Source organism: Pseudomonas sp. RT6P73, assembly GCF_054897715.1.
The window spans coordinates 4,634,150-4,657,604 of record NZ_JBUBUV010000002.1 but is presented as its reverse complement, the minus strand read 5'-3'; the positions used below and the strand labels follow the sequence as shown (position 1 = coordinate 4,657,604).

The window sequence follows — 23,455 nt, the reverse complement described above, 5'->3', positions numbered from 1 at the left end:
CGCTCCGGTCGCACGCCTGATATACAGATAAGTCCTGATAACGATGGCCCTACTGCAGATCGCCGAACCCGGCCAAAGTCCACAACCGCACCAGCGTCGTCTGGCTGTGGGGATCGACTTGGGCACTACCAATTCGCTGGTCGCTGCATTGCGCAGTGGTCTTTCCGAGCCTCTGGCCGACGCTGACGGGCAGGTCATCCTGCCGTCTGCCGTGCGCTACCACGCCGATCGCGTCGAAGTCGGCGAGTCGGCCAAGCTGGCGGCCGCGACCGATCCTTTGAACACCGTGCTGTCGGTCAAGCGCTTGATGGGTCGTGGTCTGTCCGACGTCAAGCAATTGGGCGATCAACTGCCGTACCGCTTTGTCGGCGGCGAGTCGCACATGCCGTTCATCGACACCATTCAGGGCCCGAAAAGCCCGGTCGAAGTCTCTGCCGATATCCTGAAAGTGCTGCGTCAGCGCGCTGAAGAGGCATTGGGCGGCGAACTGGTGGGCGCGGTGATCACCGTTCCGGCCTATTTCGACGATGCTCAGCGTCAAGCCACCAAGGATGCGGCCAAGCTGGCCGGTCTGAACGTGTTGCGTTTGCTCAATGAGCCGACCGCTGCCGCAGTGGCTTACGGTCTGGATCAACACGCCGAAGGCCTGGTCGCGATTTACGACCTGGGCGGTGGTACGTTCGATATTTCGATCCTGCGCCTGACCGGCGGTGTGTTCGAAGTGCTGGCCACCGGCGGCGACAGCGCCCTGGGTGGCGATGACTTCGATCACGCCATCGCTGGCTGGATCATCGAGAACGCCGGTTTGTCGGCTGACCTCGATCCGGGCGCGCAGCGCCATCTGCTGCAAACCGCTTGCGCTGCCAAAGAAGCGCTGACCAATGTCGCAGCTGTTGAAGTTGCTTGCGGTGACTGGAAAGCGCAACTGACTCGCGAAGCCTTCGACGCGCTGATCGAGCCAATGGTTGCTCGCAGCCTGAAAGCCTGCCGCCGCGCGGTGCGTGATTCAGGCATCGAGCTGGAAGAAGTGCACGCCGTGGTCATGGTCGGCGGCTCGACGCGCGTGCCTCGCGTTCGCGAAGCCGTCGCTGAAGCTTTCGGTCGTCAGCCGCTGACTGAAATCGATCCGGATCAAGTGGTGGCCATTGGTGCTGCGATCCAGGCCGATACGTTGGCTGGCAACAAGCGTGATGGCGGCGAATTGCTCTTGCTCGACGTGATTCCGTTGTCCCTGGGGCTGGAAACCATGGGCGGCCTGATGGAGAAGGTGATTCCGCGCAACACCACCATCCCCGTTGCCCGCGCCCAGGACTTCACCACTTACAAAGACGGCCAATCGGCCATGGCGATCCATGTGTTGCAGGGCGAGCGTGAGCTGATCAGCGACTGCCGTTCCCTGGCGCGCTTCGAATTGCGTGGCATACCGGCAATGGTCGCCGGTGCCGCGAAAATTCGCGTGACGTTCCAGGTCGATGCCGACGGTCTGCTCAGTGTTTCCGCCCGCGAACTGGGTTCGGGTGTCGAGGCCAGCATTCAGGTCAAGCCGTCCTACGGTCTGACCGACGGCGAAATCGCCAAGATGCTCAAGGAATCGTTCCAGCACGCCAGCGACGACAAGGTTGCCCGTGTGCTGCGTGAGCAGCAGGTCGATGCCCAGCGCCTGATCGAAGCGGTGCAGGCCGCCCTTGATGTCGACGGTGAGCGCTTGCTCGACGCCGAAGAGCGCACGGTGATCGAGCTGCAGATGCAGGAACTGACCGAACTGATGAAAGGTACTGATGGTTACGCCATCGAGCAGCAGACCAAGCGTCTGTCGCAAGTGACCGACGCTTTTGCTGCCCGCCGCCTTGATTCGACGGTGAAAGCCGCGCTGGCGGGGCGCAACCTGAATGAGATTGAGGAATAACGATGCCGCAGGTCATTTTTCTGCCACACGAAAAGTTTTGCCCGGAAGGCATGGTCGTGGAGGCTGAGACCGGTACGTCCATCCTCGAACTGGCGCATGAGCACCATATCGAGATGGAAAGTGCCTGTGGCGGCGTCTGCGCCTGCACCACCTGCCATTGCCTGATCCGTGAGGGCTTTGACTCGCTGGAAGAGGCTGATGAGCTGGAAGAAGACTATCTTGATAAGGCTTGGGGGCTGGAAGCTCAGTCGCGCCTGGCCTGTCAGGCAAAAGTCGGGACTGAAGACCTGACCGTCGAAATTCCGAAATACTCGCTCAACCATGCGGCCGAAGCGCCGCACTGATTCAAGGAAGCGTCATGAGTCTGAAATGGGTTGATGTGCTGGAAATCGCGATCCAACTGGCTGAATCCAAGCCGGATGTGGACCCGCGTTACGTGAACTTCGTCGATCTGCACAAATGGGTGCTGGCATTGCCGGAGTTCAGTGATGATCCGACCCGCGGTGGCGAGAAGGTGCTTGAAGCCATTCAGGCCGCCTGGATCGAAGAAGCAGACTGAGTCTGCGCCGTACGCAGTTAGGCAATACCAAAGAACCCGCGTATAATTCGCGGGTTTAATTTTTCGCAAATTACCGTTTCTGGAGTTACACCATGGCTGTTCAACGTACTTTCTCCATCATCAAGCCTGACGCTGTTGCAAAAAACGTCATCGGCGAGATCACCACTCGTTTCGAAAAAGCAGGCCTGCGCGTTGTAGCTTCGAAACTGAAGCAACTGTCCAAAGCTGAAGCTGAAGGCTTCTACGCTGAACACAGCGCTCGTGGTTTCTTCGGCGACCTGGTTGCTTTCATGATCTCCGGTCCGGTTGTCGTTCAGGTTCTGGAAGGCGAAAACGCTATCGCTCTGAACCGTGAGCTGATGGGCGCTACCAACCCTAAAGAAGCTGCTGCTGGCACCATCCGCGCTGACTTCGCTGATTCCATCGACGCCAACGCTGTACACGGTTCGGACTCCGAAGCCGCTGCTGCTCGCGAAATCTCGTACTTCTTCGCAGCTACTGAAGTAACCACTCGCTAAGCATTGGCTTATGAGTGAAGGTGAATCCATGACTACATCGACTGTAAAAACTAACCTGCTGGGTCTGACTCAGCAGGAAATGGAAAAATTCTTCGACTCAATCGGGGAGAAGCGTTTCCGTGCCGGTCAGGTAATGAAATGGATTCACCACCTTGGCGTCGATGATTTCGACGCCATGACGAACGTCAGCAAGGCCTTGCGCGACAAGCTCAAGGTCATTGCCGAAGTTCGCGGTCCTGAAGTGGTCAGCGAGGACATCTCCACCGACGGCACCCGTAAATGGGTGGTGCGCGTGGCGTCCGGCAGCTGCGTCGAGACCGTATACATTCCCCAAGGCAAACGCGGCACTCTGTGCGTTTCGTCCCAGGCAGGCTGTGCCCTGGATTGCAGTTTCTGCTCCACCGGCAAGCAAGGTTTCAACAGCAACCTCACCACCGCCGAAGTCATCGGTCAGGTGTGGATTGCCAATAAATCGTTCGGCAGCATCCCGGCGACCGCCGACCGTGCCATCACCAACGTGGTGATGATGGGCATGGGCGAGCCGCTGCTGAACTTCGACAACGTCGTGGCCGCCATGCATCTGATGATGGATGACCTGGGCTACGGGATCTCCAAGCGCCGCGTGACCCTGTCCACTTCGGGCGTGGTGCCGATGATCGATGAGCTGTCCAAGCACATTGACGTCTCCCTGGCGTTGTCGCTGCACGCACCAAACGACGCATTGCGTAACCAATTGGTGCCGATCAACAAGAAATATCCGCTTAAGATGCTGCTCGAGTCGTGCCAGCGCTACATGTCGTCCCTGGGCGAAAAGCGCGTGCTGACCATCGAGTACACCTTGCTCAAGGACATCAACGACAAGGTTGAACATGCCGTTGAGATGATCGAGTTGCTCAAGAACATTCCGTGCAAGATCAACCTGATTCCGTTCAACCCGTTCCCGCATTCCGGTTACGAGCGCCCGAGCAACAACGCGATTCGCCGTTTCCAGGATCAGCTTCACCATGCAGGCTTCAATGTCACCGTACGCACCACCCGCGGTGAAGACATCGATGCCGCGTGTGGCCAATTGGTAGGGCAGGTGCTGGATCGCACCCGTCGCAGCGAACGTTATATCGCCGTGCGCGAATTGAGCGCCGAGAACGATATGGCGCAAAACGCCGCGAAATAAATCAAGAGAGGATCTCTATGTCCCTGCGCTTCGCGCTGCTTTTGCTATTGGCCAGCCTGTGTGCTGGCTGCGTCCTGTCGGGCGATTTCAACCCGATGAAGACCAGCAAAGGGCGCGATGAAGCGCGTACGGCCTACGTGCAATTGGGCTTGGGATACTTGCAGCAAGGCATGACCGAACGGGCCAAAGTGCCGTTGAAGAAAGCCCTGGATCTGGATGAATCGGACCCGGATGCCAATGCGGCGCTCGGGCTGGTGTTTCAGGCTGAAATGGAGCCTGAGCTTGCCGACCAGCACTTTCGCAAGGCGCTGTCTTCCCGTCCCAACGATGCACGAATCCTGAATAACTACGGCAGCTTTCTTTTCGAAGAAAAACGTTACAAAGAGGCCTACGAGCGCTTTGAGCAGGCCGCCGCCGATACCCTGTATCCTGAACGTTCGCGGGTGTTCGAGAACCTGGGCATGACCGCTTCGAAGCTGGGTCAGCGTGATCTGGCGCAGCAGCAACTGGAAAAAGCCCTGCGTTTGAACCGCCAACAACCGCGTGCATTGCTGGAAATGGCTGAGTTGTCCTTCGAAGACAGGCATTATGTGCCCGCGCGTGACTATTACGACCGTTTTAGCCTGCTCACCGAGCAAAATGCACGTAGTCTATTGCTCGGCGTTCGGCTGGCAAAAGTGTTTGAAGATCGCGACAAGGCCGCCAGTTTTGGCCTGCAACTAAAACGACTCTATCCCGGTACGCCGGAATATCAGCAATACCTGTCGGAGCAATGATGAAAGCGGCGCATCCCGAAGTTGTAGCAGCGAATCGCGTTAACCCCGGTGAGACTTTGCGCCAGGCCCGCGAAAGCAATGGCTGGTCGCTGGCCGAAGTGGCCCTCAAGCTCAACCTCACCGTTAATTCCTTGAGCAATCTGGAAGCCGGCGCGTTCGACAAGCTGCCTGGGCATACCTTTGCTCGCGGTTATATTCGCGCGTACGCCAAGTTGTTGGGCATGGATCAGACCGTTCTGGTCCAGCAGTTCGACCAATCCACCGGCACCGACTCCCAGGGCAGCAATGTCCACAGCCTGGGTCGTATCGAAGAACCGGTTCGGGTTTCCCACACTATTTTGCGCATTGTCAGCCTGCTGTTGCTGATTGCCGTGATTGGCGGTGGTTTTATCTGGTGGCAGGATCAAACCTCCCTGCGTACCAAAGACCTGATCAGTCCGAGTCCGGAGCACGTCGAAGTCGAAGGCGCCGATGGCACCACTCAGATTCATCCGCTGGACGAGCCGGAAGACCAGGCCGTCGCGGAAGGTCAGACTGAAGGCGCAACCGCGCTTGCATTGCCGCAAGCCGAGACTTCGGCTGAAGCACCGTCCGAAGCTGAAGCGACCGCGCCTGCGGCTCCGACTGCACCGGCGCCTGCCTCGCCAGCCCCTGTTGCACCGACGCACAGCACCGCTCCGGTTGTCGCGACACCGGTCGCGCCAGCCCCGACGGCTCCTGTTGTGTCGACCCCGACTGCCAGCGCATCGGTCACTCCGACCATCCCCGCTCAAGCGGCAGCTGCTCCGGTGGCCGGCCAAGGCCAGGTTCAACTGCAGTTCACCGCCGATTGCTGGACCCAGGTGACCGATGGCACCGGCAAGGTGCTGTTGAGTGGCCTCAAGCGTAAAGGCGAAAATGTTTCCGTCAGCGGCAAACCGCCGTTTTCCGTACGTCTGGGCTTCGCCCGTGGCGCGCAGGTCAGCTACAACGGGCAGGCGGTCGATGTCGCTCCGTTCACCAGTGGCGAGACTGCTCGCCTGAAGTTGGGTCAATAAGTCATGCACGGCGAATCTCCAATCAAACGTCGCGAATCCCGCAAGATCTGGGTCGGTAACGTGCCTGTTGGCGGCGATGCGCCCATCGCTGTTCAGAGCATGACCAACAGCGACACCAATGACGTGGCCGCCACCGTGGCCCAGATCAATCGTCTGGAAGCGGCTGGCGTCGATATCGTGCGCATTTCCGTGCCGGACATGGACGCCGCCGAAGCCTTCGGCAAGATCAAGAAACTGGTCAAGGTGCCGTTGGTGGCCGACATCCACTTCGACTACAAGATTGCGCTGCGCGTAGCCGAACTGGGCGTTGATTGCCTGCGAATCAACCCGGGCAACATCGGTCGTGAAGACCGCGTGCGCGCGGTGGTCGATGCCGCCCGCGATCGCGGGATCCCGATCCGCATCGGCGTCAATGCCGGCTCCCTGGAAAAAGACCTGCAAAAGAAATACGGCGAGCCGACCCCGGCAGCGCTGGTCGAGTCTGCCTTGCGTCACGTCGAGCACCTCGAACGCCTGAATTTTCAGGACTTCAAAGTCAGCGTGAAGGCCTCCGACGTGTTCATGGCCGTCGCCGCCTACCGCCTGCTGGCCAAGGAAATCGTCCAGCCGCTGCATTTGGGCATCACCGAAGCCGGTGGTTTGCGCTCAGGCACAGTGAAATCCGCCGTGGGCCTCGGTATGCTGCTCGCCGAAGGGATTGGCGATACTATTCGCATCTCGTTGGCGGCTGACCCGGTCGAGGAAGTGAAAGTCGGCTACGACATTCTCAAATCCCTGCACCTGCGTTCCCGTGGCATCAACTTCATCGCCTGCCCGAGTTGCTCGCGGCAGAACTTCGATGTGGTCAAGACCATGAACGAGCTGGAAGGGCGCCTCGAAGATCTGCTGGTGCCGCTGGATGTCGCGGTCATCGGTTGCGTGGTCAACGGGCCGGGTGAAGCCAAGGAAGCCCATATCGGCTTGACCGGCGGCACGCCAAACCTGATTTACATCGACGGCAAGCCGGCGCAGAAACTGACGAATGACAATCTGGTGGATGAGCTTGAACGCTTGATCCGCCAGAAAGCGGCCGAAAAGGTCGAAGCCGACGCGGCAGTAATCGCCCGCGGCTGATCGAACGAATTTAAGGATTTATAGTGAGCAAGTCTCTGCAAGCCATACGTGGCATGAACGACATCCTGCCCGAGCAGACTCCTCTGTGGCGTCATTTCGAGGGTACCGTCTCGCGTCTGCTGGATAACTACGGTTACAAGCAGATCCGCATGCCGATCGTCGAGTTCACCGAGCTGTTCAAGCGCTCCATCGGTGAAGTGACCGACATCGTCGAAAAAGAGATGTACACCTTCGACGACCGCAACGGCGATTCCCTGACCCTGCGCCCTGAAGGCACAGCGGCCTGCGTGCGTGCGGTGCTCGAGCACGGCATCACCGGCGGTGGCCAAGTGCAGAAGCTTTGGTACATCGGCCCGATGTTCCGTCACGAACGTCCGCAGAAAGGCCGTTATCGCCAGTTCCACCAGATCGGTGTCGAGGTGTTCAACCTCGACGGTCCGGACATCGACGCCGAGCTGATCGTGCTGACCTGGCGCCTGTGGGGCGAGCTGGGCATCCGTGATGCGGTCAAGCTCGAACTCAACAGCCTGGGCACCAGCGAATCCCGTGGTCGTTACCGCGAAGCGCTGGTCGAGTTCCTGTCCGCTCACCTGGACAAGCTGGACGAAGACAGCCAACGCCGTCTGAAGACCAACCCTTTGCGGGTACTCGATACCAAGAACGCCGACACTCAAGCGGTCCTGGTCGACGCGCCGAAAATGGCCGACTACCTCGACGACGAATCCCGCGTGCACTTCGAGGGCCTGAAGGCTCGTCTGGACGCCGCCGGCATTCCTTACGTGATCAACCCGAAGCTGGTCCGCGGGCTGGATTACTACAGCAAGACCGTTTTCGAATGGGTCACCGACAAGTTGGGCGCCCAGGGCACCGTGTGTGCCGGCGGTCGTTACGACGGTCTGGTGGAGCAGATGGGCGGTAAGCCGACAACGGGCGTTGGTTTCGCCATGGGCATCGAGCGTCTGGTGCTGCTTCTGGAAACCCTGGAGCAGATCCCGGAAGAGATTTCCCGTCAGGTCGACGTCTACCTCTGCGCATTCGGTGAGGCCGCCGAACTGGCCGCCCTGACGTTGAGTGAGAAGGTTCGTGATCAATTGCCCAACCTGCGCCTGCAAGTCAATGCCGGCGCCGGCAGCTTCAAAAGCCAGTTCAAGAAGGCCGACAAGAGCGGTGCGCTGTATGCGCTGATCCTCGGTGACGATGAAATGGCCCAGCAAGTGGTAGGTTTCAAACCCCTGCGTGGCCAGGGCGAACAACAAAGCATTGCCTGGGATGCGCTTGCTGCACACCTGGCCACCTGCGTCGTGCAGGGTTGAAGCTGTCATAAACAGCCGATTTAGCGATTAAGGAGTATTGGGGTGTCGAGTACCGAAGACGAAAACCTGGCGGATTTGAAGGACTGGTGGACACGCAACGGCAAGCCGCTGGTCACTGGCGGCCTGTTGGCGCTGGTCATCGTGTTCGGCTGGCAGGCCTTTCACAAGTATCAGAGCAATCAGTCGCAAGGCGCCTCGATTCTCTACCAGCAACTGCTGGAAACCACGCTGACGCCTGACGGCAAGCCTGATGCCGCCCGTGTTTCGGACCTGGCCGGCAAGCTCAACAGCGAGTTCGGCGGTAGCGCTTATGCGCAGTACGGCAGCCTGTTCGTGGCGAAAGTCGCGGTCGACAGCGGCAAGCTGGACGACGCAGCCAGCGAGCTGAAAGCTATCGTCGACAAACCGGCCAACCCGGCGCTGGGCGAAATTGCCCGTCAGCGTCTGGCGCAGGTACTGGCCGCGCAGAACAAGGTCGAAGAAGCCCTGAAGCTGCTCGAAGGCGATGCCGACAAGGCGTTCCTGGCCACTCGCGAAGAGCTCAAGGGTGACCTGCTGGTGCAGTTGGGTCGTACCGACGAAGCGAACGCGGCGTATCAAAAAGCCAAGGCGGCACTGTCGGATGAAGCGGCGGTCGGTGGCCTACAAATCAAGCTGGACGACCTGGCCAAAGGGGATGCGTGACGTGATTCGTTGGAAACATGCAGCATTGCTGGCTCTGGCCGTTTTGGCCGCGGGTTGCAGCAGCAACAGCAAAAAAGAATTGCCACCGGCCGAGTTGACCGACTTCAAAGAAGAAGTGGTTCTGCAAAAGCAGTGGAGTCGTTCGATCGGTGACGGTCAGGGCGAAACCTACAACATGCTGGTGCCGGCGATCGATGGCGATACCATCTACGCCGCCGACGTCACGGGTGAAGTCGTGGCGATGGATCGCAGCAACGGCGACGTCAAATGGAAGAAGGACCTTGATCTGCCTGTTTCCGGCGCCGTTGGCGTAGGTTACGGTCTGCTCACGATCGGTACCATCAAGGGCGAAATCGTTGCCCTGGATGCGATCAACGGTGAAGAGAAATGGCGCGCTCGCGTGTCCAGCGAAGTCCTCGCACCGCCAGCCAACAACGGTGACGTAGTTGTGGTTCAGACTCAGGATGACCGTCTGATCGGTCTGGATGCCGCCACCGGCAACCAGCGCTGGTTGTATGACAGCACGCCTGCGGTCCTGACTCTGCGCGGCACGAGTGCACCGATCGTCACCAACCGCCTCGCGGTGGCTGGCCTGTCGACCGGTAAAGTGGTCGCTCTCGATATTTCCAACGGCGTGCCGGTGTGGGAACAACGTGTTGCGATTCCTCAAGGCCGTTCGGAACTGGAACGTGTGGTCGATATCGACGGCGGCTTGCTGCTGTCCGGCGGTACTCTGTATGTCGCCAGCTATCAGGGTCGCGTTGCGGCGCTGGACCTGGAAAGCGGTCGTCAACTCTGGCAGCGTGATGCTTCCAGCTATGCCGGCGTTGCTCAGGGTTTCGGCAGTGTTTACGTGAGCCTGTCTTCGGGCACAGTTGAAGGCGTCGACGAACGTTCCACCACGGCTTTGTGGAGCAACGATTCGCTGGCCCGTCGTCAACTGTCGGCTCCGGAAGTGTTCTCCAGCTATGTTGCAGTCGGTGATATGGAAGGCTACCTGCACCTGCTGAGTCAGGTGGACGGTCGTTTCGTCGGCCGCGAACGCATCGACAGCGACGGCCTGCGTGCCCGTCCGCTGGTGGTGGGTGACACGATTTATGTGTATGGCAACAGTGGCAAACTGGAAGCCCTGACCATCAAGTAAAGATTTGACTATGCTTGGGGTTTAACCCCCAAGCGGCTTCACCGTTTGTTGGACTGTAGGAGCGAGCCTGCTCGCGATGGACGTCAACGATTACGTTGGTGTCCTGAATAAACGCGGTGTATTGGCGTTTATCGCGAGCAGGCTCGCTCCCACAGACAAGCACACAGTGATTGCCCCGAGCACCAGCCGCTGCCTCGCAGCGGCTTTTGTATTTTCTGAAATAACGAAGTGGAGAGCCGCATGGTTCCCGTAATCGCCCTGGTGGGCCGACCGAACGTCGGCAAGTCCACCTTGTTCAACCGCCTGACCAGGACTCGCGACGCCATTGTCGGCGACTTGTCCGGTCTGACCCGTGATCGCCAATACGGTGAGGCCAAGTGGCAAGGGCGTTCCTACATTCTGGTCGACACCGGCGGTATCTCCGGTGACGAGCACGGTATGGACGAAAAAATGGCCGAGCAGTCGCTGCTGGCCATTGAAGAAGCCGATGTCGTTCTGTTCCTGGTAGATGCCAAGGCCGGTTTCACTGCCGCCGACCAGATGATCGCCGAGCATTTGCGCAAACGTAACAAGCGTTCTTACGTGGTTGCCAACAAGGTTGACAACATCGACCCTGAAATGGCCCGCGCCGAATTCGCCCCGTTGGGCATGGGCCACGCGATCCCGATCGCCGGTGCTCATGGTCGTGGCATCACCCAAATGCTGGAAATCGCCCTGAGCGACTTCCCGAAAGACGATGACGAGCTGGAAGAAGGCGAGGAAGAGATCGTTGCCGAAGGCGAGGAAGCCAAGCGCATTCCTGGCCCAAGCGAAAAAGACGGGATCAAGATCGCTATCATCGGCCGTCCAAACGTCGGCAAGTCGACCCTGGTCAACCGCATGCTCGGTGAAGACCGGGTAATCGTCTATGACGAGCCCGGCACCACCCGCGACAGTATCTACATCCCGTTCGAGCGTAACGACGAGAAGTACACGCTGATCGACACCGCCGGTGTACGCAAGCGCGGCAAGATCCACGAAGAAGTCGAAAAATTCTCCGTGGTCAAGACCCTGCAAGCGATCAAAGACGCCAACGTGGTGATCTTCGTGATGGACGCCCGCGAAGGCGTCGTGGACCACGACCTCAACCTGCTGGGCTTTGCCATTGAGTCGGGTCGTGCGCTGGTGATCGCGATCAACAAGTGGGACGGCATGACGCCGAGCGAGCGTGACTTCGTGAAGGTCGAGCTGCAACGTCGACTGTTCTTCGTTGACTACGCCGACATCCACTTCATCTCGGCCCTGCACGGCACGGGCGTGGGCAACCTCTACGCCTCCGTACAGAACTCGTTCAAGTCTGCGGTCACCCGCTGGCCGACCAACCGCCTGACCACGATTCTGGAAGATGCGGTGGGTGAGCACGCGCCACCGATGGTCAACAACCGTCGGATCAAGCTGCGTTATGCCCACTTGGGTGGTGCTAACCCGCCGATTATCGTGATCCACGGTAACCAGATCGAGAAAGTGCCGAAGTCGTATGTCCGTTACCTGGAAAACACTTACCGTCGTGTGCTCAAACTGGTCGGTACGCCGATCCGTATCGAGTTCAAGGGCGGCGAGAACCCGTACGAAGGCAACAAGACCTCGCTCACCGACCGTCAGGTCAACAAGAAGCGTCGCATGATGTCGCACCACAAGAAGGCCGACAAAAAGCGCCGCGACAAGCGCTGATTTGGTTTCCCACACCTTTGTGTATGGGGCTTTTGTGGCGAGGGGGCTTGCCCCCGTTCGGCTGCGGAGCAGTCGTAAAACCTACACCGCGGTTTATCTGACAGACCGCAGTGGATGATTTAGGGGCGGCTACGCCACCCAACGGGGGCAAGCCCCCTCGCCACAAGGTTATGTGTTGGTCATTAGAAGAGGGGCGCCAGCGGGCGCCCTTTTTTTATGGGCGCCGGATGGGCTATCCTCGGGCTCTCCCGCGCCGCCGTTAGAGCCGGGTGTAGAGCAGGGAATCACCGATGATCACCAGTAAGCTGCCGAATGTCGGCATCACTATCTTCACTCAGATGTCTCAGCTCGCGGCGCAAACCGGGGCGATCAACCTGTCCCAGGGTTTTCCCGATTTCGATGCCCCGCAAGCCCTGTGCGATGCGGTCGGTCGGCACATCGCCAGTGGCCACAACCAATATTCACCGATGACCGGCCTGCCGGCGCTGCGCCAGCAGATTTCGGCGAAGATCGCCCGCAGCTACGGCGTCAACGTGGATGCCGACCATGAAGTGACGGTCACACCCGGCGCCACTCAAGCAATCTTCTGTGCGATTCAGGCGGTTATCCACAGCGGCGACGAAGTGATCGTGTTCGATCCGTGCTACGACAGTTACGAGCCGTCGGTGGAACTGGCGGGTGGTCGTTGCGTGCATGTGCAACTCGGTCTGAATGACTTTGCCATCGACTTTGAAAAACTCGCCGAAGCGATTACGCCGCGCACCCGGATGATCGTTCTCAACTCCCCGCATAACCCGAGTGGCGCGCTGATAAATCGTGCCGAACTGGATCAGTTGGCGGCGTTGATTCGGGATCGCGACATCTACATCGTCAGCGACGAAGTCTACGAACATCTGGTCTTCGACGACGTGCCTCACGTCAGCGTACTGAACCACGAAGAGCTGTATCAACGCGCCTTCGTGGTCAGTTCCTTCGGCAAGACCTACCACGTCACCGGCTGGAAAACCGGCTACGTGGTCGCCCCGCCGGCGCTCACCGCCGAGCTACGCAAGGTTCACCAGTACGTCAGTTTCTGCGGCGTGACCCCACTGCAATACGCTTTGGCCGACTTCATGGCCGAGCATCCTGAGCACGTCGAAGAATTGCCGGGTTTCTACCAGACCAAGCGCGATCTGTTCTGCGATCTGCTGGCGCCGTCGCGTTTCAGCTTTCAGCGGGTGACCGGCACGTATTTCCAGTTGGTCGATTATTCGCAGATTCGCCCGGACCTCAATGACGTCGAGATGGCGCTGTGGATGACCCGTGAACATGGCGTGGCGAGCATCCCGATCTCGGTGTTCTACCAGACGCCACCCGAGGGCCAGCGTCTGGTGCGCCTGTGCTTCGCCAAACGCGAGGAGACGTTGCGTGAAGCAGCGGCAAAACTATGCGTGATCTGAGTGCACTGCCCAATCTGAATGTCGCGCTGATCCAGACCACCCTGGCCTGGCATGACCGCCAGGCCAACCTGGAGCATTTCGAGCAATTGCTTGAGCAGGCTCGCGGGGCTGACCTGATTATCCTGCCGGAAATGTTCACCACCGGTTTTTCCATGGAATCGGAAACCCTCGCCGAAGCGGAAAACGGTCCGACCAGCAAATGGCTGCGCGTCCAGGCGGCAAAACTCGACGCGGTGATTACCGGTAGCGTCATCGTCCAGGCCGCCGATGGCAGCCATCGCAATCGACTGCTGTGGGCGCGGCCGGACGGCGAAGTCTGGCACTACGACAAGCGTCATCTGTTTCGCATGGCCGGCGAGCACAACCACTACACGCCGGGCGAGCGCCAGGTGCAGTTCGAGCTCAAGGGCTGGCGAGTGCGGCCGCTGATTTGCTACGACCTGCGTTTCCCGGTCTGGAGCCGCGATGCCCAGGACACCGACTTGCTGCTCTACACCGCGAACTGGCCCGGAGCACGCCGCCAGCACTGGAACCGTTTGCTGCCGGCCCGGGCGATTGAAAACCTTTGCTACGTGGCTGCGGTGAATCGCATCGGTACTGACGGTAAAGGGTTTGCATACACCGGTGACAGCCAGGTGCTGGATTTCCAGGGTGAGACATTGCTCAGTGCCGGCGAAGCCGATGGCGTGTTTCAGGTCGTGCTGAATGCGGCGGATCTTCAGGCCTACCGCACGCGTTTCCCGGCCAATCTCGATGCCGATACGTTCGAATTCACCTGAGATTTCCGCTGCCTTACAGGACCTCATCGCGGGCAAGCCCGCTCCCACAAGGATTGGTGGTGTACATGAAAATCATGTTCACCCCGATCACTGTGGGAGCGGGCTTGCCCGCGATGAGGCCATGACGGGCGACACAAAAACCGAAGATCAAAAAAGGCCCCGAGGTTCGCACCTAGGGGCCTTTTGCATTGCCGCGAACGCTTACGCCGCTTTCGCTTCCGGCTGGCTCAGGGAGCGGTTCAGCGCGCTGAACAGGGCCTTGAAGCTCGCGGTGGTGATGTTTTCATCGATACCGACGCCATGCACCGCACGTTCACCATTCACGCGCAGTTCAATGTAGGCCGCAGCCTTGGCATTGGTGCCCGCGCCGATTGCGTGTTCGTTGTAGTCCATGATTTCCACCGGAATTGGCAGACCGGCGACCAGGGCTTCCAGCGCACCGTTGCCCTTGCCGCGCCAGTGCAGGTTGGTTTCGCCTTGGCCTTTGCCCGAGACTTCCACTTCCACGGCGCTGTGACCGTTTTCTTCCTGCAGGCGATGGCTGACCAGCGCATACGGGGTGTTGGCCTGCAGATACTCGCTGTGCAGCAAGGCGTGGATCTGTTGGGCGGTCATCTCAAGGCCCAGGCGATCGGTTTCACGCTGCACGACCTGGCTGAACTCGATCTGCATGCGACGCGGCAAGCTGATGCCGTATTCCTGTTCCAGCAGGTAAGCGATACCGCCCTTGCCCGACTGGCTGTTGACGCGGATCACTGCCTCGTAGCTGCGGCCGATGTCGGCCGGGTCGATCGGCAAGTACGGTACTTCCCACAATTCGTCCGGTTTCTGCTGGGCGAAGCCCTTGCGGATCGCATCCTGGTGCGAGCCGGAGAACGCGGTGTGAACCAGGTCGCCGACGTACGGGTGACGTGGGTGCACCTGGATCTGGTTGCACTCCTCGACGACTTTGCGCACGCCGTCGATGTCGGAGAAGTCCAGCTCAGGGTGAATGCCCTGGGTGTAGAGGTTCAGCGCCACGGTCACGAGGTCGACGTTACCGGTACGCTCGCCGTTGCCGAACAGGCAGCCTTCGACACGGTCGGCGCCGGCCATCAGGCCCAGTTCGGTAGCGGCAACGCCGGTGCCACGGTCATTGTGGGTATGCAGGCTGATGATCACGCTGTCACGGCGGTTGATGTGACGACCGAACCATTCGATCTGGTCGGCATAGATGTTCGGGGTCGCGCATTCGACGGTGGCTGGCAAGTTGAGAATCATCTTGTGCTCAGGCGTCGGGTTCCAGACTTCGATCACCGCGTCGCAGACTTCCTTGGCGAATTCGAGTTCGGTCGCGCTGAAGGTTTCCGGCGAGTATTCGAAGGTCCACTCGGTGTTCGGCTGCTGGGCCGCGTATTTGACGAACAGCTTGGCGGCGTTCACGGCGATGGCCATGACCCCTTCCTTGTCCTGATTGAAGACAATACGGCGGAAGGACGGGGAGGTCGCGTTGTACAGGTGAACGATGGCTTTCTTCGCCCCACGCAAGGATTCGAAGGTGCGCTCGATCAAGTCTTCACGGCCCTGGGTCAGCACCTGAATGGTGGTGTCGTCCGGGATGTGGTTGCCTTCGATCAGGGTACGCACAAAGTCGAAGTCGGTTTGCGAAGCGGCCGGGAACGAGGCTTCGATCTCTTTCACACCGACCTGCACCAGGGTTTTCCAGAAGCGCAGCTTCTTGACCGCGTCCATTGGCTCGATCAGCGACTGGTTGCCGTCACGAAGGTCGGAACTGCACCAGATCGGCGCTGCGGTGATGGTCTTCGATGGCCAAGTGCGGTCCGGGATATCGATGGTCGGGAACGCGCGGTATTTCGAAGACGGGTCTTTGAGCATGCTCATCGGGAAATCCTTATTGTGTGGGCCGAAAAAAGGCGGCCTGCCGGTGGATCAAATGTTCTTGGGGAAAAGCGTGGGGCGAGGCACCGCGATTCAGCCTGGCAGTCGTGCGCTGACGAGGCACAGGCTGCGGTGCTGGCGAAGCTGAATGAGGGTGTGCGAGGTTTTCATGCCCTCAACCCTAACCGCCGTGGTTGAGGATGGCAAGCAGTCGAAAAAAATTGAGAGGAATACTCGAAAAAGCGCTTATGCCGCGATTTTATTGCTTCGAATTGGCGTGATTGTTTTGATGTTTGCGCAAGGTTTGATCGTTGCGCAATTGAAAGTAGGCGGTCTTGTCTCGGTGGGCGCAGCTATTCTTAAAGCCTCAACCAGGCGACTGGAATGCAGGAGTCGGCAATGAACGAGTCGGATTGGAAGCTTTACAGCGCGCTGCGCCCGAAGGCGCATGAACGGATGTGTATCCGGATCATGGAGGAGGTCGAGCGTACGGTTCTCGACAGAAGCCAGGCGCCATATGATCGGATAGAAGCCAGCGAAGAACTGCTGAAGGCCGGGCAGAAAGAGCTGTATTGGGCGTTTGGCGTTTTCAGGTTTTCACGGCATGAGGCCCGATCTCACCTGCTGGGGTTGTGTGCCCGCGAGTTGATTACGGCGGAAGAGTTGGCTGGTTTCTCGGAAGAAACTCAAACCTGGATCAACCATTGTCTGGCAGACCGGGAAGTCCATGGGATTGAGGACCTGGATGCTGAATAAGCGGCGTCCTTGAGATCGCCTTCGCGGGCAAGCCTCGCTCCTACAGATTTGCGTCGTGCCCAAATTGTGTGATCAGGACATATCTGTAGGAGCGAGGCTTGCCCGCGAAGAGGCCGGCAGCCTCAACGACTATTTATGGCTGAAATGCCCCAATAAAGATGGCCGGATCCACCCGTGCATCATTCAGACTGACATTCCAGTGCATATGCGGCCCGGTCGCCCGGCCGGTGGCGCCAACCTTCCCGACCACTCCACCACGCGCCAGTTGCTGCCCCACCTTCACATCAATCTTCGACATATGGCAGAACATGCTGATAAAGCCCTGCCCATGGTCGACAAACACCGTATTGCCGTTGAAAAAGTAGTTGCCGATCAGAATCACCTTGCCCGCCGCCGGGGTCTTGATCGGTGTGCCGGCACCCACGGCAAAATCCAGGCCTGAGTGAGGATTGCGCTCTTCACCGTTAAAGAACCGGCGTACGCCGAACTTGCTCGACAGCGGCCCGTTGACCGGTTTGTCCAGCAGCAGGTTGCTTGGCGTGTTCGGGCTGAACGTGCGGTAGGCAGCGATCTGCTCGGCCAGTTCGCCTTCGATACGCTTCAGATTCTCCGGGTTCGGATTGACCTGCTGCGTGTTCTTCAGGGTGATGTGCTGTTCCGGGTACTTCTTGCTGCCGACCGTGAAACTCAGATTACGACCGCCGCTGCTGACCTGCTGCGTCCCCGGTTTAACCGTCAACGGCACGCCGACAATCGCCAGCCAATTGCTCTGTTCCTTGACCACCAGCACCGATTTGCCTTGATAACTGGCTTTTGGCGCCTGGGCGGAAGTGCCCAGATCCACCACGGCCACGCCCCCCGGCACCGGTTTGTTCAGCAGGCGGGTGATGTAACTGTCGGCGTGGGCATTGAAGGTCAGGCACAACAACAGCAGCGGAGCTAAAAAACGCGGCATGGATCAATCCAGTAAAGAAAGGGTGACAGGCGTCAGGTGATTGTCTTCGACCCGGACTTGCAGCTCGCCGTCGCCCAGTTTGGCTTTCAGCCGTTGACCGGTGTGGGTTTGCTCGGCGCTGCGAATCGCGTTGCCGCGTTCGTCCAGCAGAATGCTGTAGCCACGGGCCAGCGTCGCGAGTGGGCTGACCACCTGCAGCGTCTGCACCTGACTTTGCAGCTGCAGACGACGGGACTTGAGCCCTTCGCGCATGGCACGCGGCAGGCGTTCGGCAAAGCTGTCTAGGCGCTGACGAAGCATCGCCAGTTGCCGTCCCGGGTGTTGCCCGGCGAGGCGGGTTTCCAGACGAATCAGTCGTTCACGGCGGGTGGTGAGGTTGCGTTCGAAAGCGCGGCGCATGCGCATGTCCAGGTCGTCCAGACGTTGCGCTTGTTGGCGCAGGCGTTCTCCAGGATGACGCAGGCGGCGGGACATGCCTTCCAGGCGCAAGCGGTCGCGCATCAAGCGGTCACGGATGCGCATGACCAGACGTCGATGCAGGCTCTCCACCCGGCGCACCAGGTCGCTGGAATCCGGTGCGAGCAATTCGGCGGCAGCGGACGGCGTCGGGGCGCGGACGTCGGCCACGAAGTCACTGATCGAGACGTCGGTTTCATGGCCGACGGCGCTGACAATCGGCGTCACGCAGGCATCCACGGCGCGGGCCACGGCTTCTTCGTTGAAGCACCAGAGGTCTTCCAGCGAACCGCCGCCACGGGCGAGGATCAACGCATCGAAACCGCGGGCGTCCGCCAGTTTCAGTGCGCGGACGATCTGCGCAGTCGCTTCGCGGCCCTGCACAGCGGTCGGGATCAGCGTCAGCTGGATCTGCGGCGCGCGGCGGCGAAATACACTGATGATGTCGCGAATCACCGCGCCAGTCGGCGAACTGATAATACCGATGCGTTGCGGGTGCGCCGGCAACGGCACTTTGCGCTCGGCGCTGAACAGGCCTTCGGCGCTGAGTTTTTCCTTCAATGCATCGAAGGCCAGACGCAGGGCACCGTCACCGGCCGGCTCTACGGTGTCGAGGATCAACTGATAGTCGCCACGCCCCTCGAACAGCGAAACCTTGCCGCGCACCTTGACCGCCAGCCCGTCTTTCAACGCCTGGCGAACCCGCGCCGCGTTCTGCCGGAACAGCGCGCAACGCACCTGGGCGCCGCTGTCCTTGAGGGTGAAATACACGTGGCCGGACGCCGGCCGGGCGAGGTTGGATATTTCGCCTTCGACCCAGATGTTGCTGAACACGTCTTCGAGCAACACCCGCGCGCGGCCGTTGAGCTGGCTGACAGTCAGGACTTCACGGTCCAGGCCGAGTCTTGCAAAGGGATCTTTAATCATGGGGCGCAGTTTAAAGGCATTCGATGAGCAATCTCCATGACCCAGCGAAAATCCCCTTGTAGGAGTGAGCCTGCTCGCGATGGCGGTGTGTCAGTCGACATGGATGTTGAATGTTGGACCGCTATCGCGAGCAGGCTCGCTCCTACAGGGTTTTGTGCAGGTGTTGATGAAGTGTTGAACCAGCGCGGTGGGATTTTGCTTGCTGGCGAGGGCGACGGTGCTGTGGCAATCCGGATCGTTCAGGGGCAGGAAATGGATGTCGGGCGGCGCAATGTCTCGCATCGACTCCGGCAGCAGGGCGATGCCGAAACCGGCCTGTATCAGTTGCAGTTGCGTGGTTTTGCGCGACACCACCCGCGCCGCTTTCGGGAAGAATCCCTGACGCATGCACAACTCGGCGGACAAATAACTCAACCCGCCACGCTGAGGATGAGGAATGGAGATAAACGCCTCATCCTTCAGTTGCGCCAGATCGATGCCTTGAGCGGACTTATCCACAGCCAGCCGATGATTGGGGGGAACGGCCAGCAGCAATCGTTCGCTATACAAAGGAACAATCTGCACGCCTTCACGTTGGCGCAAGACCGGCAGGCGCAGCAGTCCGACATCCAGCCGACCGTCGGCCAACGCTTCAAGTTGCACTTCGGAAGACAGCTTGGCGATGTCCATGGACACGCCGACATGCTGATCCAGATAGTCGCTGATGCCTCGCAGCAGGCGGCCACTCATGGGCACGGTGCTGGAGTGGCTGAGGCGCAAGGTGCCGAGTTCGCCATTGCCGACCTGGGTGGCTATCTCGCTGGCTTTGGTCAGTTCGTTCAGCAGGTTTCTCGCCCGGGGCAGGAAGGCTTCACCGGCCGCCGTCAGTCGGGGCTGGCGTGCGGTGCGCTCGAACAATGGCGTTTGCAGGCGGGTTTCCATGTCCTTTATTTGCCGGCTCAGGGCCGACTGGGCAATGAACAGTCGTTCTGCGGCCGCGCTGAAACTCCCGCAGTCGGCGATTTCCACGAAGTAACGCAATTGGCGGGTTGAAAGCACCAGGCATGCCTTTTTGAGATGGGTGGATGGCTTTGAAGATATTAGTCGCAAGACTCGGTGCTGGCTAAAGTCATCCCAGGTATTCAAGGAAGCCGTGCAGATGAATGTGCTTGAGATGTTGAACCAATGGCCATTCGGCGCCACGGATTGGCTGGTGATTGGATTGGGCATTGCCCTGGCGTACATCGTGTTTGGCATCGCCGGGTTTGGTACCGCGTTGGTGGCGGGGCCGATTCTGATTCTGTTCATGCCGCTGTCGAAGATCGTGCCGTTGCTGGTGCTGCTGGATTTCGTCGCAGCCTTCGGCAATCTGCTGCCTTCGCGGCGGGAGGTGGCGAAACCCGAGTTGCTGTGGCTCCTGCCGTGCATGGCGGTGGGTTGCACGCTGGGGGTGATCTTTCTGCTGAACCTCAAATCCGATGTGTTGCTACTGCTGATGGGGCTGTTTATCAGCGCCTATGCGATTTACAGCTTGTGGGTCAAAACCCGGCCTGCGCAATTGTCCGCCGGTTGGGCCGTGCCGATGGGGACAGTGGGCGGAATGTTCGGGGCGTTGTTTGGCAGTGGCGGCTTTTTATATGCGATCTATTTGAACAGTCGGTTACCGAAAGAGGCGGCGCGGGCGACCCAGAGTGCGCTGATCAGCTGCAGCACCGTGGTGCGCCTGAGTCTGTTTGCCGTCGCGGGTGTCTATGCCGAGCTACCCTTGTTGGTATTGGCATTGTGTTTGTTGCCGGCCATGGCCTTGGGGCTGTGGATCGGGCGGCGGTTGACCATGAAATTGTCCCGCGAGGCGTTCGTGCGGCTGGTGACCTGGTTGGTGCTGGCGAGCGGGATTGCATTGATCGCGCGTTATTTGAGTACTTGACCGGATTTCGCCAGGGATTAAGCTGCCGGCCGCGCCGACGCCTTCGCGGGCAAGCCTCGCTCCTACAGTGGATTTATGTCGTTGACACCGGTCCTGTAGGAGCGAGGCTTGCCCGCGAAAGCGTCAGCCGGTACGCCGCAGAAACATCCATTTGACGCAGCAGGCTTGCACCATGAATTCGCAAAGCATCATCGTCCCGAAAATCTCCACGCTGCCGGTGCATGAACCTCGGGCCCGGGCGGTTGTGCGCTGGCTGGTGCGCAAGAACATCATCAAGGAAGAACTGACCACCTGTGGCCGCACGGGTAATCGCATGGCCCACGCCATCGCCGACGGTGCCCGCGCGGTGGTGTTGCATCCACAAGCGCTGCCGTTCAGTGAGCCGATCAATGGCCTGGAGATCATCACCAAGCGTTGCATCTATACGCCGGCCAAGGGATTCCTTGAGGAAGCGGGCTGCGCCGAGTGCCGCAAGGAAGTCGGCGAAGCGCTGTTCGACAGCCTGGAAGACTGGATGCCGGGGCGCACCGATAACTTCACCTGCCCGGAATGCGGGCATGAAGACGACATCAACGGCTTTCTTTTCCTGCAGGAATGCGGTTTTTCCAACCTGGGGTTCATCTTTAACAACTGGGCCGAGGCCGGGTTCAAGCAGAGCTTTATCGATGAGTTTGCCGAATGGCTGGATCAGCCTGTCAGCTGGGTGAAGGTCGAGTTGTAACCGAAACCGTAGGAGCGAGGCTTGCCCGCGAACCTTTTAGCGTCAGTGATGACGCCTTCGCGGGCAAGCCTCGCTCCTACAGGATTTGCGTTCCAGACCCCCGTCGATCACTGCATCGATAATAGACAGAGTTTTACATTGAACCCGAGGGGGTGTCTGACTATAATGGCGCGCTTCCATTTTCCCGCTCGGGAGCCCCCGCGATGCTGCGTATCAGCCAAGAAGCTCTGACATTCGACGACATTCTCCTAGTGCCTGGTTATTCCGAGGTGCTTCCTAACGAAGTCAGTCTCAAGACCCGCCTAACCCGTGGCATCGAGCTGAATATTCCTCTGGTTTCTGCTGCCATGGACACCGTCACTGAAGCCCGTCTGGCAATCGCCATGGCTCAGGAAGGTGGCATCGGCATCATCCACAAGAACATGACCATCGAGCAGCAAGCTGCCGAAGTTCGCAAGGTCAAGCGTTACGAAGCCGGCGTGGTCAAGGACCCGATCACTATCGAGGCCGACGCCACGGTTCGTGAGCTGTTCGAACTTACCCGCCAGCACAACATTTCCGGCGTTCCGGTTTTGCACAATGGCGACCTGGTCGGCATCGTCACTTCCCGTGACGTGCGTTTCGAAAATCGTCTGGAAGCCACTGTCCGCGAAGTGATGACGCCTAAAGAGCGTCTGGTCACGGTCAAGGAAGGCGCCGACAAGAACGACGTTCGCGAGTTGCTGCACAAGCACCGCATCGAACGCGTCCTGATCGTCGACGACAAATTTGCCCTCAAAGGCATGATGACCGTCAACGACATCGAAAAAGCCAAGGCTTACCCGCTGGCCAGCAAGGACGATCAAGGTCGTCTGCGCGTTGGCGCTGCAGTCGGTACCGGTAAAGACACCGGTGACCGCGTAGCCGCCCTGGTCAATGCCGGCGTTGACGTGGTGGTGGTCGACACCGCACACGGTCACTCCAAAGGCGTGATCGACCGCGTTCGCTGGGTCAAACAGAATTTCCCTGAAGTGCAGGTCATCGGCGGCAACATCGCCACCGGCGCTGCCGCCAAGGCTCTGGCCGAAGCCGGCGCTGACGCAGTCAAGGTCGGTATCGGCCCGGGTTCGATCTGCACCACCCGTATCGTCGCCGGTGTCGGCGTCCCGCAAATCAGTGCCATCGCCAACGTCGCCGCTGCCCTTGAAGGCACAGGCGTTCCGTTGATCGCCGACGGCGGCATCCGTTTCTCCGGTGACCTGTCCAAGGCCATCGTAGCCGGTGCTTCCTGCGTGATGATGGGCTCGATGTTCGCCGGTACTGAAGAAGCGCCAGGTGAGATCGAACTGTTCCAGGGTCGTTCGTACAAGGCTTACCGTGGGATGGGTTCGCTGGGCGCCATGTCCCAGGCTCAAGGTTCCTCCGACCGTTACTTCCAGGACTCCTCGGCAGGCGCCGAGAAACTGGTTCCGGAAGGCATCGAAGGGCGTGTTCCGTACAAGGGCAGCCTGAGCGCCATCATCCATCAACTGATGGGCGGCCTGCGTTCCTCGATGGGCTACACCGGCAGTGCCGACATCGAAGAAATGCGCACCAAGCCTGAGTTCGTGCGGATCACCGGCGCCGGTATGGCCGAGTCCCACGTCCACGACGTACAGATCACCAAAGAAGCGCCAAACTATCGGGTCGGCTGACGCCTCCAGCTACGAGCCACAAGCTATAAGCTGC

23 protein-coding genes are annotated in these 23,455 nt (G+C 59.5%); 19 read left to right on the top strand and 4 right to left on the bottom strand.

Translation table 11 applies throughout. The features are described 5' to 3' along the window. Positions 1–43: 43 nt before the first annotated feature. The 14 genes from hscA (at position 44) to ACYZT6_RS21590 (ending at position 14,149) form a co-directional block, all read left to right on the top strand. Positions 44–1,906, top strand: a complete 1,863-nt coding sequence (hscA, locus tag ACYZT6_RS21655) for a Fe-S protein assembly chaperone HscA (protein WP_462028573.1) — start codon at positions 44–46, stop codon at positions 1,904–1,906. Positions 1,907–1,908: 2 nt separating this feature from the next. Next, complete coding sequence (fdx, locus tag ACYZT6_RS21650) at positions 1,909–2,250, top strand: ISC system 2Fe-2S type ferredoxin (RefSeq protein WP_110660899.1); 342 nt, start codon at positions 1,909–1,911, stop codon at positions 2,248–2,250. Between the two features lie 14 nt (positions 2,251–2,264). Next, positions 2,265–2,465, top strand: coding sequence for a Fe-S cluster assembly protein IscX (gene iscX, locus ACYZT6_RS21645; protein WP_008147746.1), 201 nt, complete (start codon positions 2,265–2,267; stop codon positions 2,463–2,465). A gap of 92 nt (positions 2,466–2,557) precedes the next feature. Continuing rightward, entirely contained in the window at positions 2,558–2,983 is a 426-nt protein-coding gene (ndk, locus tag ACYZT6_RS21640) for a nucleoside-diphosphate kinase (protein WP_007916882.1), read from the top strand. 28 nt (positions 2,984–3,011) lie between these two features. After that, positions 3,012–4,154, top strand: coding sequence for a dual-specificity RNA methyltransferase RlmN (gene rlmN, locus ACYZT6_RS21635; RefSeq protein WP_462028572.1), 1,143 nt, complete (start codon positions 3,012–3,014; stop codon positions 4,152–4,154). A gap of 17 nt (positions 4,155–4,171) precedes the next feature. Next, positions 4,172–4,930: a type IV pilus biogenesis/stability protein PilW gene (pilW, locus tag ACYZT6_RS21630; RefSeq protein ID WP_462028571.1), complete on the top strand. Its 759-nt coding sequence runs from the start codon at positions 4,172–4,174 to the stop codon at positions 4,928–4,930. Beyond that, positions 4,930–5,967 (top strand): RodZ domain-containing protein, encoded by a 1,038-nt coding sequence (locus ACYZT6_RS21625; protein WP_462028570.1) that lies wholly within the window; start codon positions 4,930–4,932, stop codon positions 5,965–5,967. The genes pilW and ACYZT6_RS21625 overlap by 1 nt, the downstream gene beginning before the upstream one ends. Positions 5,968–5,970: 3 nt before the next feature. Next, complete coding sequence (gene ispG / locus ACYZT6_RS21620; protein ID WP_162438253.1) at positions 5,971–7,080, top strand: flavodoxin-dependent (E)-4-hydroxy-3-methylbut-2-enyl-diphosphate synthase; 1,110 nt, start codon at positions 5,971–5,973, stop codon at positions 7,078–7,080. A 23-nt stretch (positions 7,081–7,103) separates the two neighbouring features. After that, positions 7,104–8,393, top strand: a complete 1,290-nt coding sequence (gene hisS / locus ACYZT6_RS21615; protein ID WP_462028569.1) for a histidine--tRNA ligase — start codon at positions 7,104–7,106, stop codon at positions 8,391–8,393. A 42-nt stretch (positions 8,394–8,435) separates the two neighbouring features. Next, a complete protein-coding gene (locus ACYZT6_RS21610; protein ID WP_462028568.1) occupies positions 8,436–9,077 on the top strand; it encodes a tetratricopeptide repeat protein in 642 nt (213 codons plus the stop codon). Continuing rightward, the gene (gene bamB / locus ACYZT6_RS21605) at positions 9,070–10,221 is read left to right on the top strand and encodes an outer membrane protein assembly factor BamB (RefSeq protein ID WP_462028567.1); all 1,152 of its coding nucleotides are present in this window, start codon (positions 9,070–9,072) and stop codon (positions 10,219–10,221) included. Before ACYZT6_RS21610 ends, bamB begins: the two co-directional genes overlap by 8 nt. A gap of 240 nt (positions 10,222–10,461) precedes the next feature. After that, the gene (gene der, locus ACYZT6_RS21600) at positions 10,462–11,931 is read left to right on the top strand and encodes a ribosome biogenesis GTPase Der (RefSeq protein WP_008147761.1); all 1,470 of its coding nucleotides are present in this window, start codon (positions 10,462–10,464) and stop codon (positions 11,929–11,931) included. Positions 11,932–12,221: 290 nt separating this feature from the next. Then, positions 12,222–13,370, top strand: coding sequence for a pyridoxal phosphate-dependent aminotransferase (locus ACYZT6_RS21595; RefSeq protein ID WP_462028566.1), 1,149 nt, complete (start codon positions 12,222–12,224; stop codon positions 13,368–13,370). Further along, a complete protein-coding gene (locus tag ACYZT6_RS21590) occupies positions 13,358–14,149 on the top strand; it encodes an amidohydrolase (RefSeq protein WP_109634599.1) in 792 nt (263 codons plus the stop codon). The genes ACYZT6_RS21595 and ACYZT6_RS21590 overlap by 13 nt, the downstream gene beginning before the upstream one ends. A gap of 201 nt (positions 14,150–14,350) precedes the next feature. On the opposite strand, the gene leuA is transcribed toward ACYZT6_RS21590, so the two are convergent. Then, complete coding sequence (leuA, locus tag ACYZT6_RS21585) at positions 14,351–16,030, bottom strand: 2-isopropylmalate synthase (RefSeq protein ID WP_462028565.1); 1,680 nt, start codon at positions 16,028–16,030, stop codon at positions 14,351–14,353. Between the two features lie 166 nt (positions 16,031–16,196). Here leuA and ACYZT6_RS21580 point away from each other — a divergent pair, with 166 nt between their 5' ends. Together ACYZT6_RS21580 and ACYZT6_RS21575 are read left to right on the top strand one after the other, a co-directional pair. Continuing rightward, positions 16,197–16,430: a hypothetical protein gene (locus ACYZT6_RS21580; RefSeq protein ID WP_462028564.1), complete on the top strand. Its 234-nt coding sequence runs from the start codon at positions 16,197–16,199 to the stop codon at positions 16,428–16,430. Continuing rightward, on the top strand, positions 16,427–16,783 hold the full coding sequence (locus tag ACYZT6_RS21575; RefSeq protein ID WP_462028563.1) for a hypothetical protein: 357 nt from the start codon (positions 16,427–16,429) through the stop codon (positions 16,781–16,783). Before ACYZT6_RS21580 ends, ACYZT6_RS21575 begins: the two co-directional genes overlap by 4 nt. A gap of 133 nt (positions 16,784–16,916) precedes the next feature. On the opposite strand, the gene ACYZT6_RS21570 is transcribed toward ACYZT6_RS21575, so the two are convergent. From ACYZT6_RS21570 to ACYZT6_RS21560, 3 genes are all read right to left on the bottom strand, one after another. Continuing rightward, positions 16,917–17,738, bottom strand: coding sequence for a peptidoglycan DD-metalloendopeptidase family protein (locus ACYZT6_RS21570; protein WP_462028562.1), 822 nt, complete (start codon positions 17,736–17,738; stop codon positions 16,917–16,919). 3 nt (positions 17,739–17,741) lie between these two features. Continuing rightward, complete coding sequence (gene xseA, locus ACYZT6_RS21565) at positions 17,742–19,121, bottom strand: exodeoxyribonuclease VII large subunit (protein WP_462028561.1); 1,380 nt, start codon at positions 19,119–19,121, stop codon at positions 17,742–17,744. 90 nt (positions 19,122–19,211) lie between these two features. Beyond that, a complete protein-coding gene (locus ACYZT6_RS21560) occupies positions 19,212–20,159 on the bottom strand; it encodes a LysR family transcriptional regulator (protein ID WP_462028560.1) in 948 nt (315 codons plus the stop codon). A 100-nt stretch (positions 20,160–20,259) separates the two neighbouring features. On the opposite strand from ACYZT6_RS21560, the gene ACYZT6_RS21555 reads away from it, so the two are divergent. The 3 genes from ACYZT6_RS21555 to guaB all read left to right on the top strand — a co-directional run bounded on the left by ACYZT6_RS21555 (position 20,260) and on the right by guaB (position 23,421). Then, entirely contained in the window at positions 20,260–21,027 is a 768-nt protein-coding gene (locus ACYZT6_RS21555; RefSeq protein WP_462028559.1) for a sulfite exporter TauE/SafE family protein, read from the top strand. Positions 21,028–21,199: 172 nt separating this feature from the next. Further along, positions 21,200–21,748: a sugar ABC transporter ATPase gene (locus tag ACYZT6_RS21550; RefSeq protein WP_462028558.1), complete on the top strand. Its 549-nt coding sequence runs from the start codon at positions 21,200–21,202 to the stop codon at positions 21,746–21,748. 203 nt (positions 21,749–21,951) lie between these two features. Then, a complete protein-coding gene (gene guaB / locus ACYZT6_RS21545) occupies positions 21,952–23,421 on the top strand; it encodes an IMP dehydrogenase (protein WP_109634587.1) in 1,470 nt (489 codons plus the stop codon). Positions 23,422–23,455 lie beyond the last annotated feature (34 nt).

Coding starts and splice junctions, on each gene's coding strand:
- hscA (WP_462028573.1), top strand. CDS start 44: ATGGCCCTACTGCAGATCGCCGAACCCGGCCAAAGTCCACAACCGCAC.
- fdx (WP_110660899.1), top strand. CDS start 1,909: ATGCCGCAGGTCATTTTTCTGCCACACGAAAAGTTTTGCCCGGAAGGC.
- iscX (WP_008147746.1), top strand. CDS start 2,265: ATGAGTCTGAAATGGGTTGATGTGCTGGAAATCGCGATCCAACTGGCT.
- ndk (WP_007916882.1), top strand. CDS start 2,558: ATGGCTGTTCAACGTACTTTCTCCATCATCAAGCCTGACGCTGTTGCA.
- rlmN (WP_462028572.1), top strand. CDS start 3,012: ATGACTACATCGACTGTAAAAACTAACCTGCTGGGTCTGACTCAGCAG.
- pilW (WP_462028571.1), top strand. CDS start 4,172: ATGTCCCTGCGCTTCGCGCTGCTTTTGCTATTGGCCAGCCTGTGTGCT.
- ACYZT6_RS21625 (WP_462028570.1), top strand. CDS start 4,930: ATGAAAGCGGCGCATCCCGAAGTTGTAGCAGCGAATCGCGTTAACCCC.
- ispG (WP_162438253.1), top strand. CDS start 5,971: ATGCACGGCGAATCTCCAATCAAACGTCGCGAATCCCGCAAGATCTGG.
- bamB (WP_462028567.1), top strand. CDS start 9,070: ATGCGTGACGTGATTCGTTGGAAACATGCAGCATTGCTGGCTCTGGCC.
- der (WP_008147761.1), top strand. CDS start 10,462: ATGGTTCCCGTAATCGCCCTGGTGGGCCGACCGAACGTCGGCAAGTCC.
- ACYZT6_RS21595 (WP_462028566.1), top strand. CDS start 12,222: ATGATCACCAGTAAGCTGCCGAATGTCGGCATCACTATCTTCACTCAG.
- ACYZT6_RS21590 (WP_109634599.1), top strand. CDS start 13,358: ATGCGTGATCTGAGTGCACTGCCCAATCTGAATGTCGCGCTGATCCAG.
- leuA (WP_462028565.1), bottom strand. CDS start 16,030: ATGAGCATGCTCAAAGACCCGTCTTCGAAATACCGCGCGTTCCCGACC.
- ACYZT6_RS21580 (WP_462028564.1), top strand. CDS start 16,197: ATGCCCTCAACCCTAACCGCCGTGGTTGAGGATGGCAAGCAGTCGAAA.
- ACYZT6_RS21575 (WP_462028563.1), top strand. CDS start 16,427: ATGAACGAGTCGGATTGGAAGCTTTACAGCGCGCTGCGCCCGAAGGCG.
- ACYZT6_RS21570 (WP_462028562.1), bottom strand. CDS start 17,738: ATGCCGCGTTTTTTAGCTCCGCTGCTGTTGTTGTGCCTGACCTTCAAT.
- xseA (WP_462028561.1), bottom strand. CDS start 19,121: ATGATTAAAGATCCCTTTGCAAGACTCGGCCTGGACCGTGAAGTCCTG.
- ACYZT6_RS21555 (WP_462028559.1), top strand. CDS start 20,260: ATGAATGTGCTTGAGATGTTGAACCAATGGCCATTCGGCGCCACGGAT.
- ACYZT6_RS21550 (WP_462028558.1), top strand. CDS start 21,200: ATGAATTCGCAAAGCATCATCGTCCCGAAAATCTCCACGCTGCCGGTG.
- guaB (WP_109634587.1), top strand. CDS start 21,952: ATGCTGCGTATCAGCCAAGAAGCTCTGACATTCGACGACATTCTCCTA.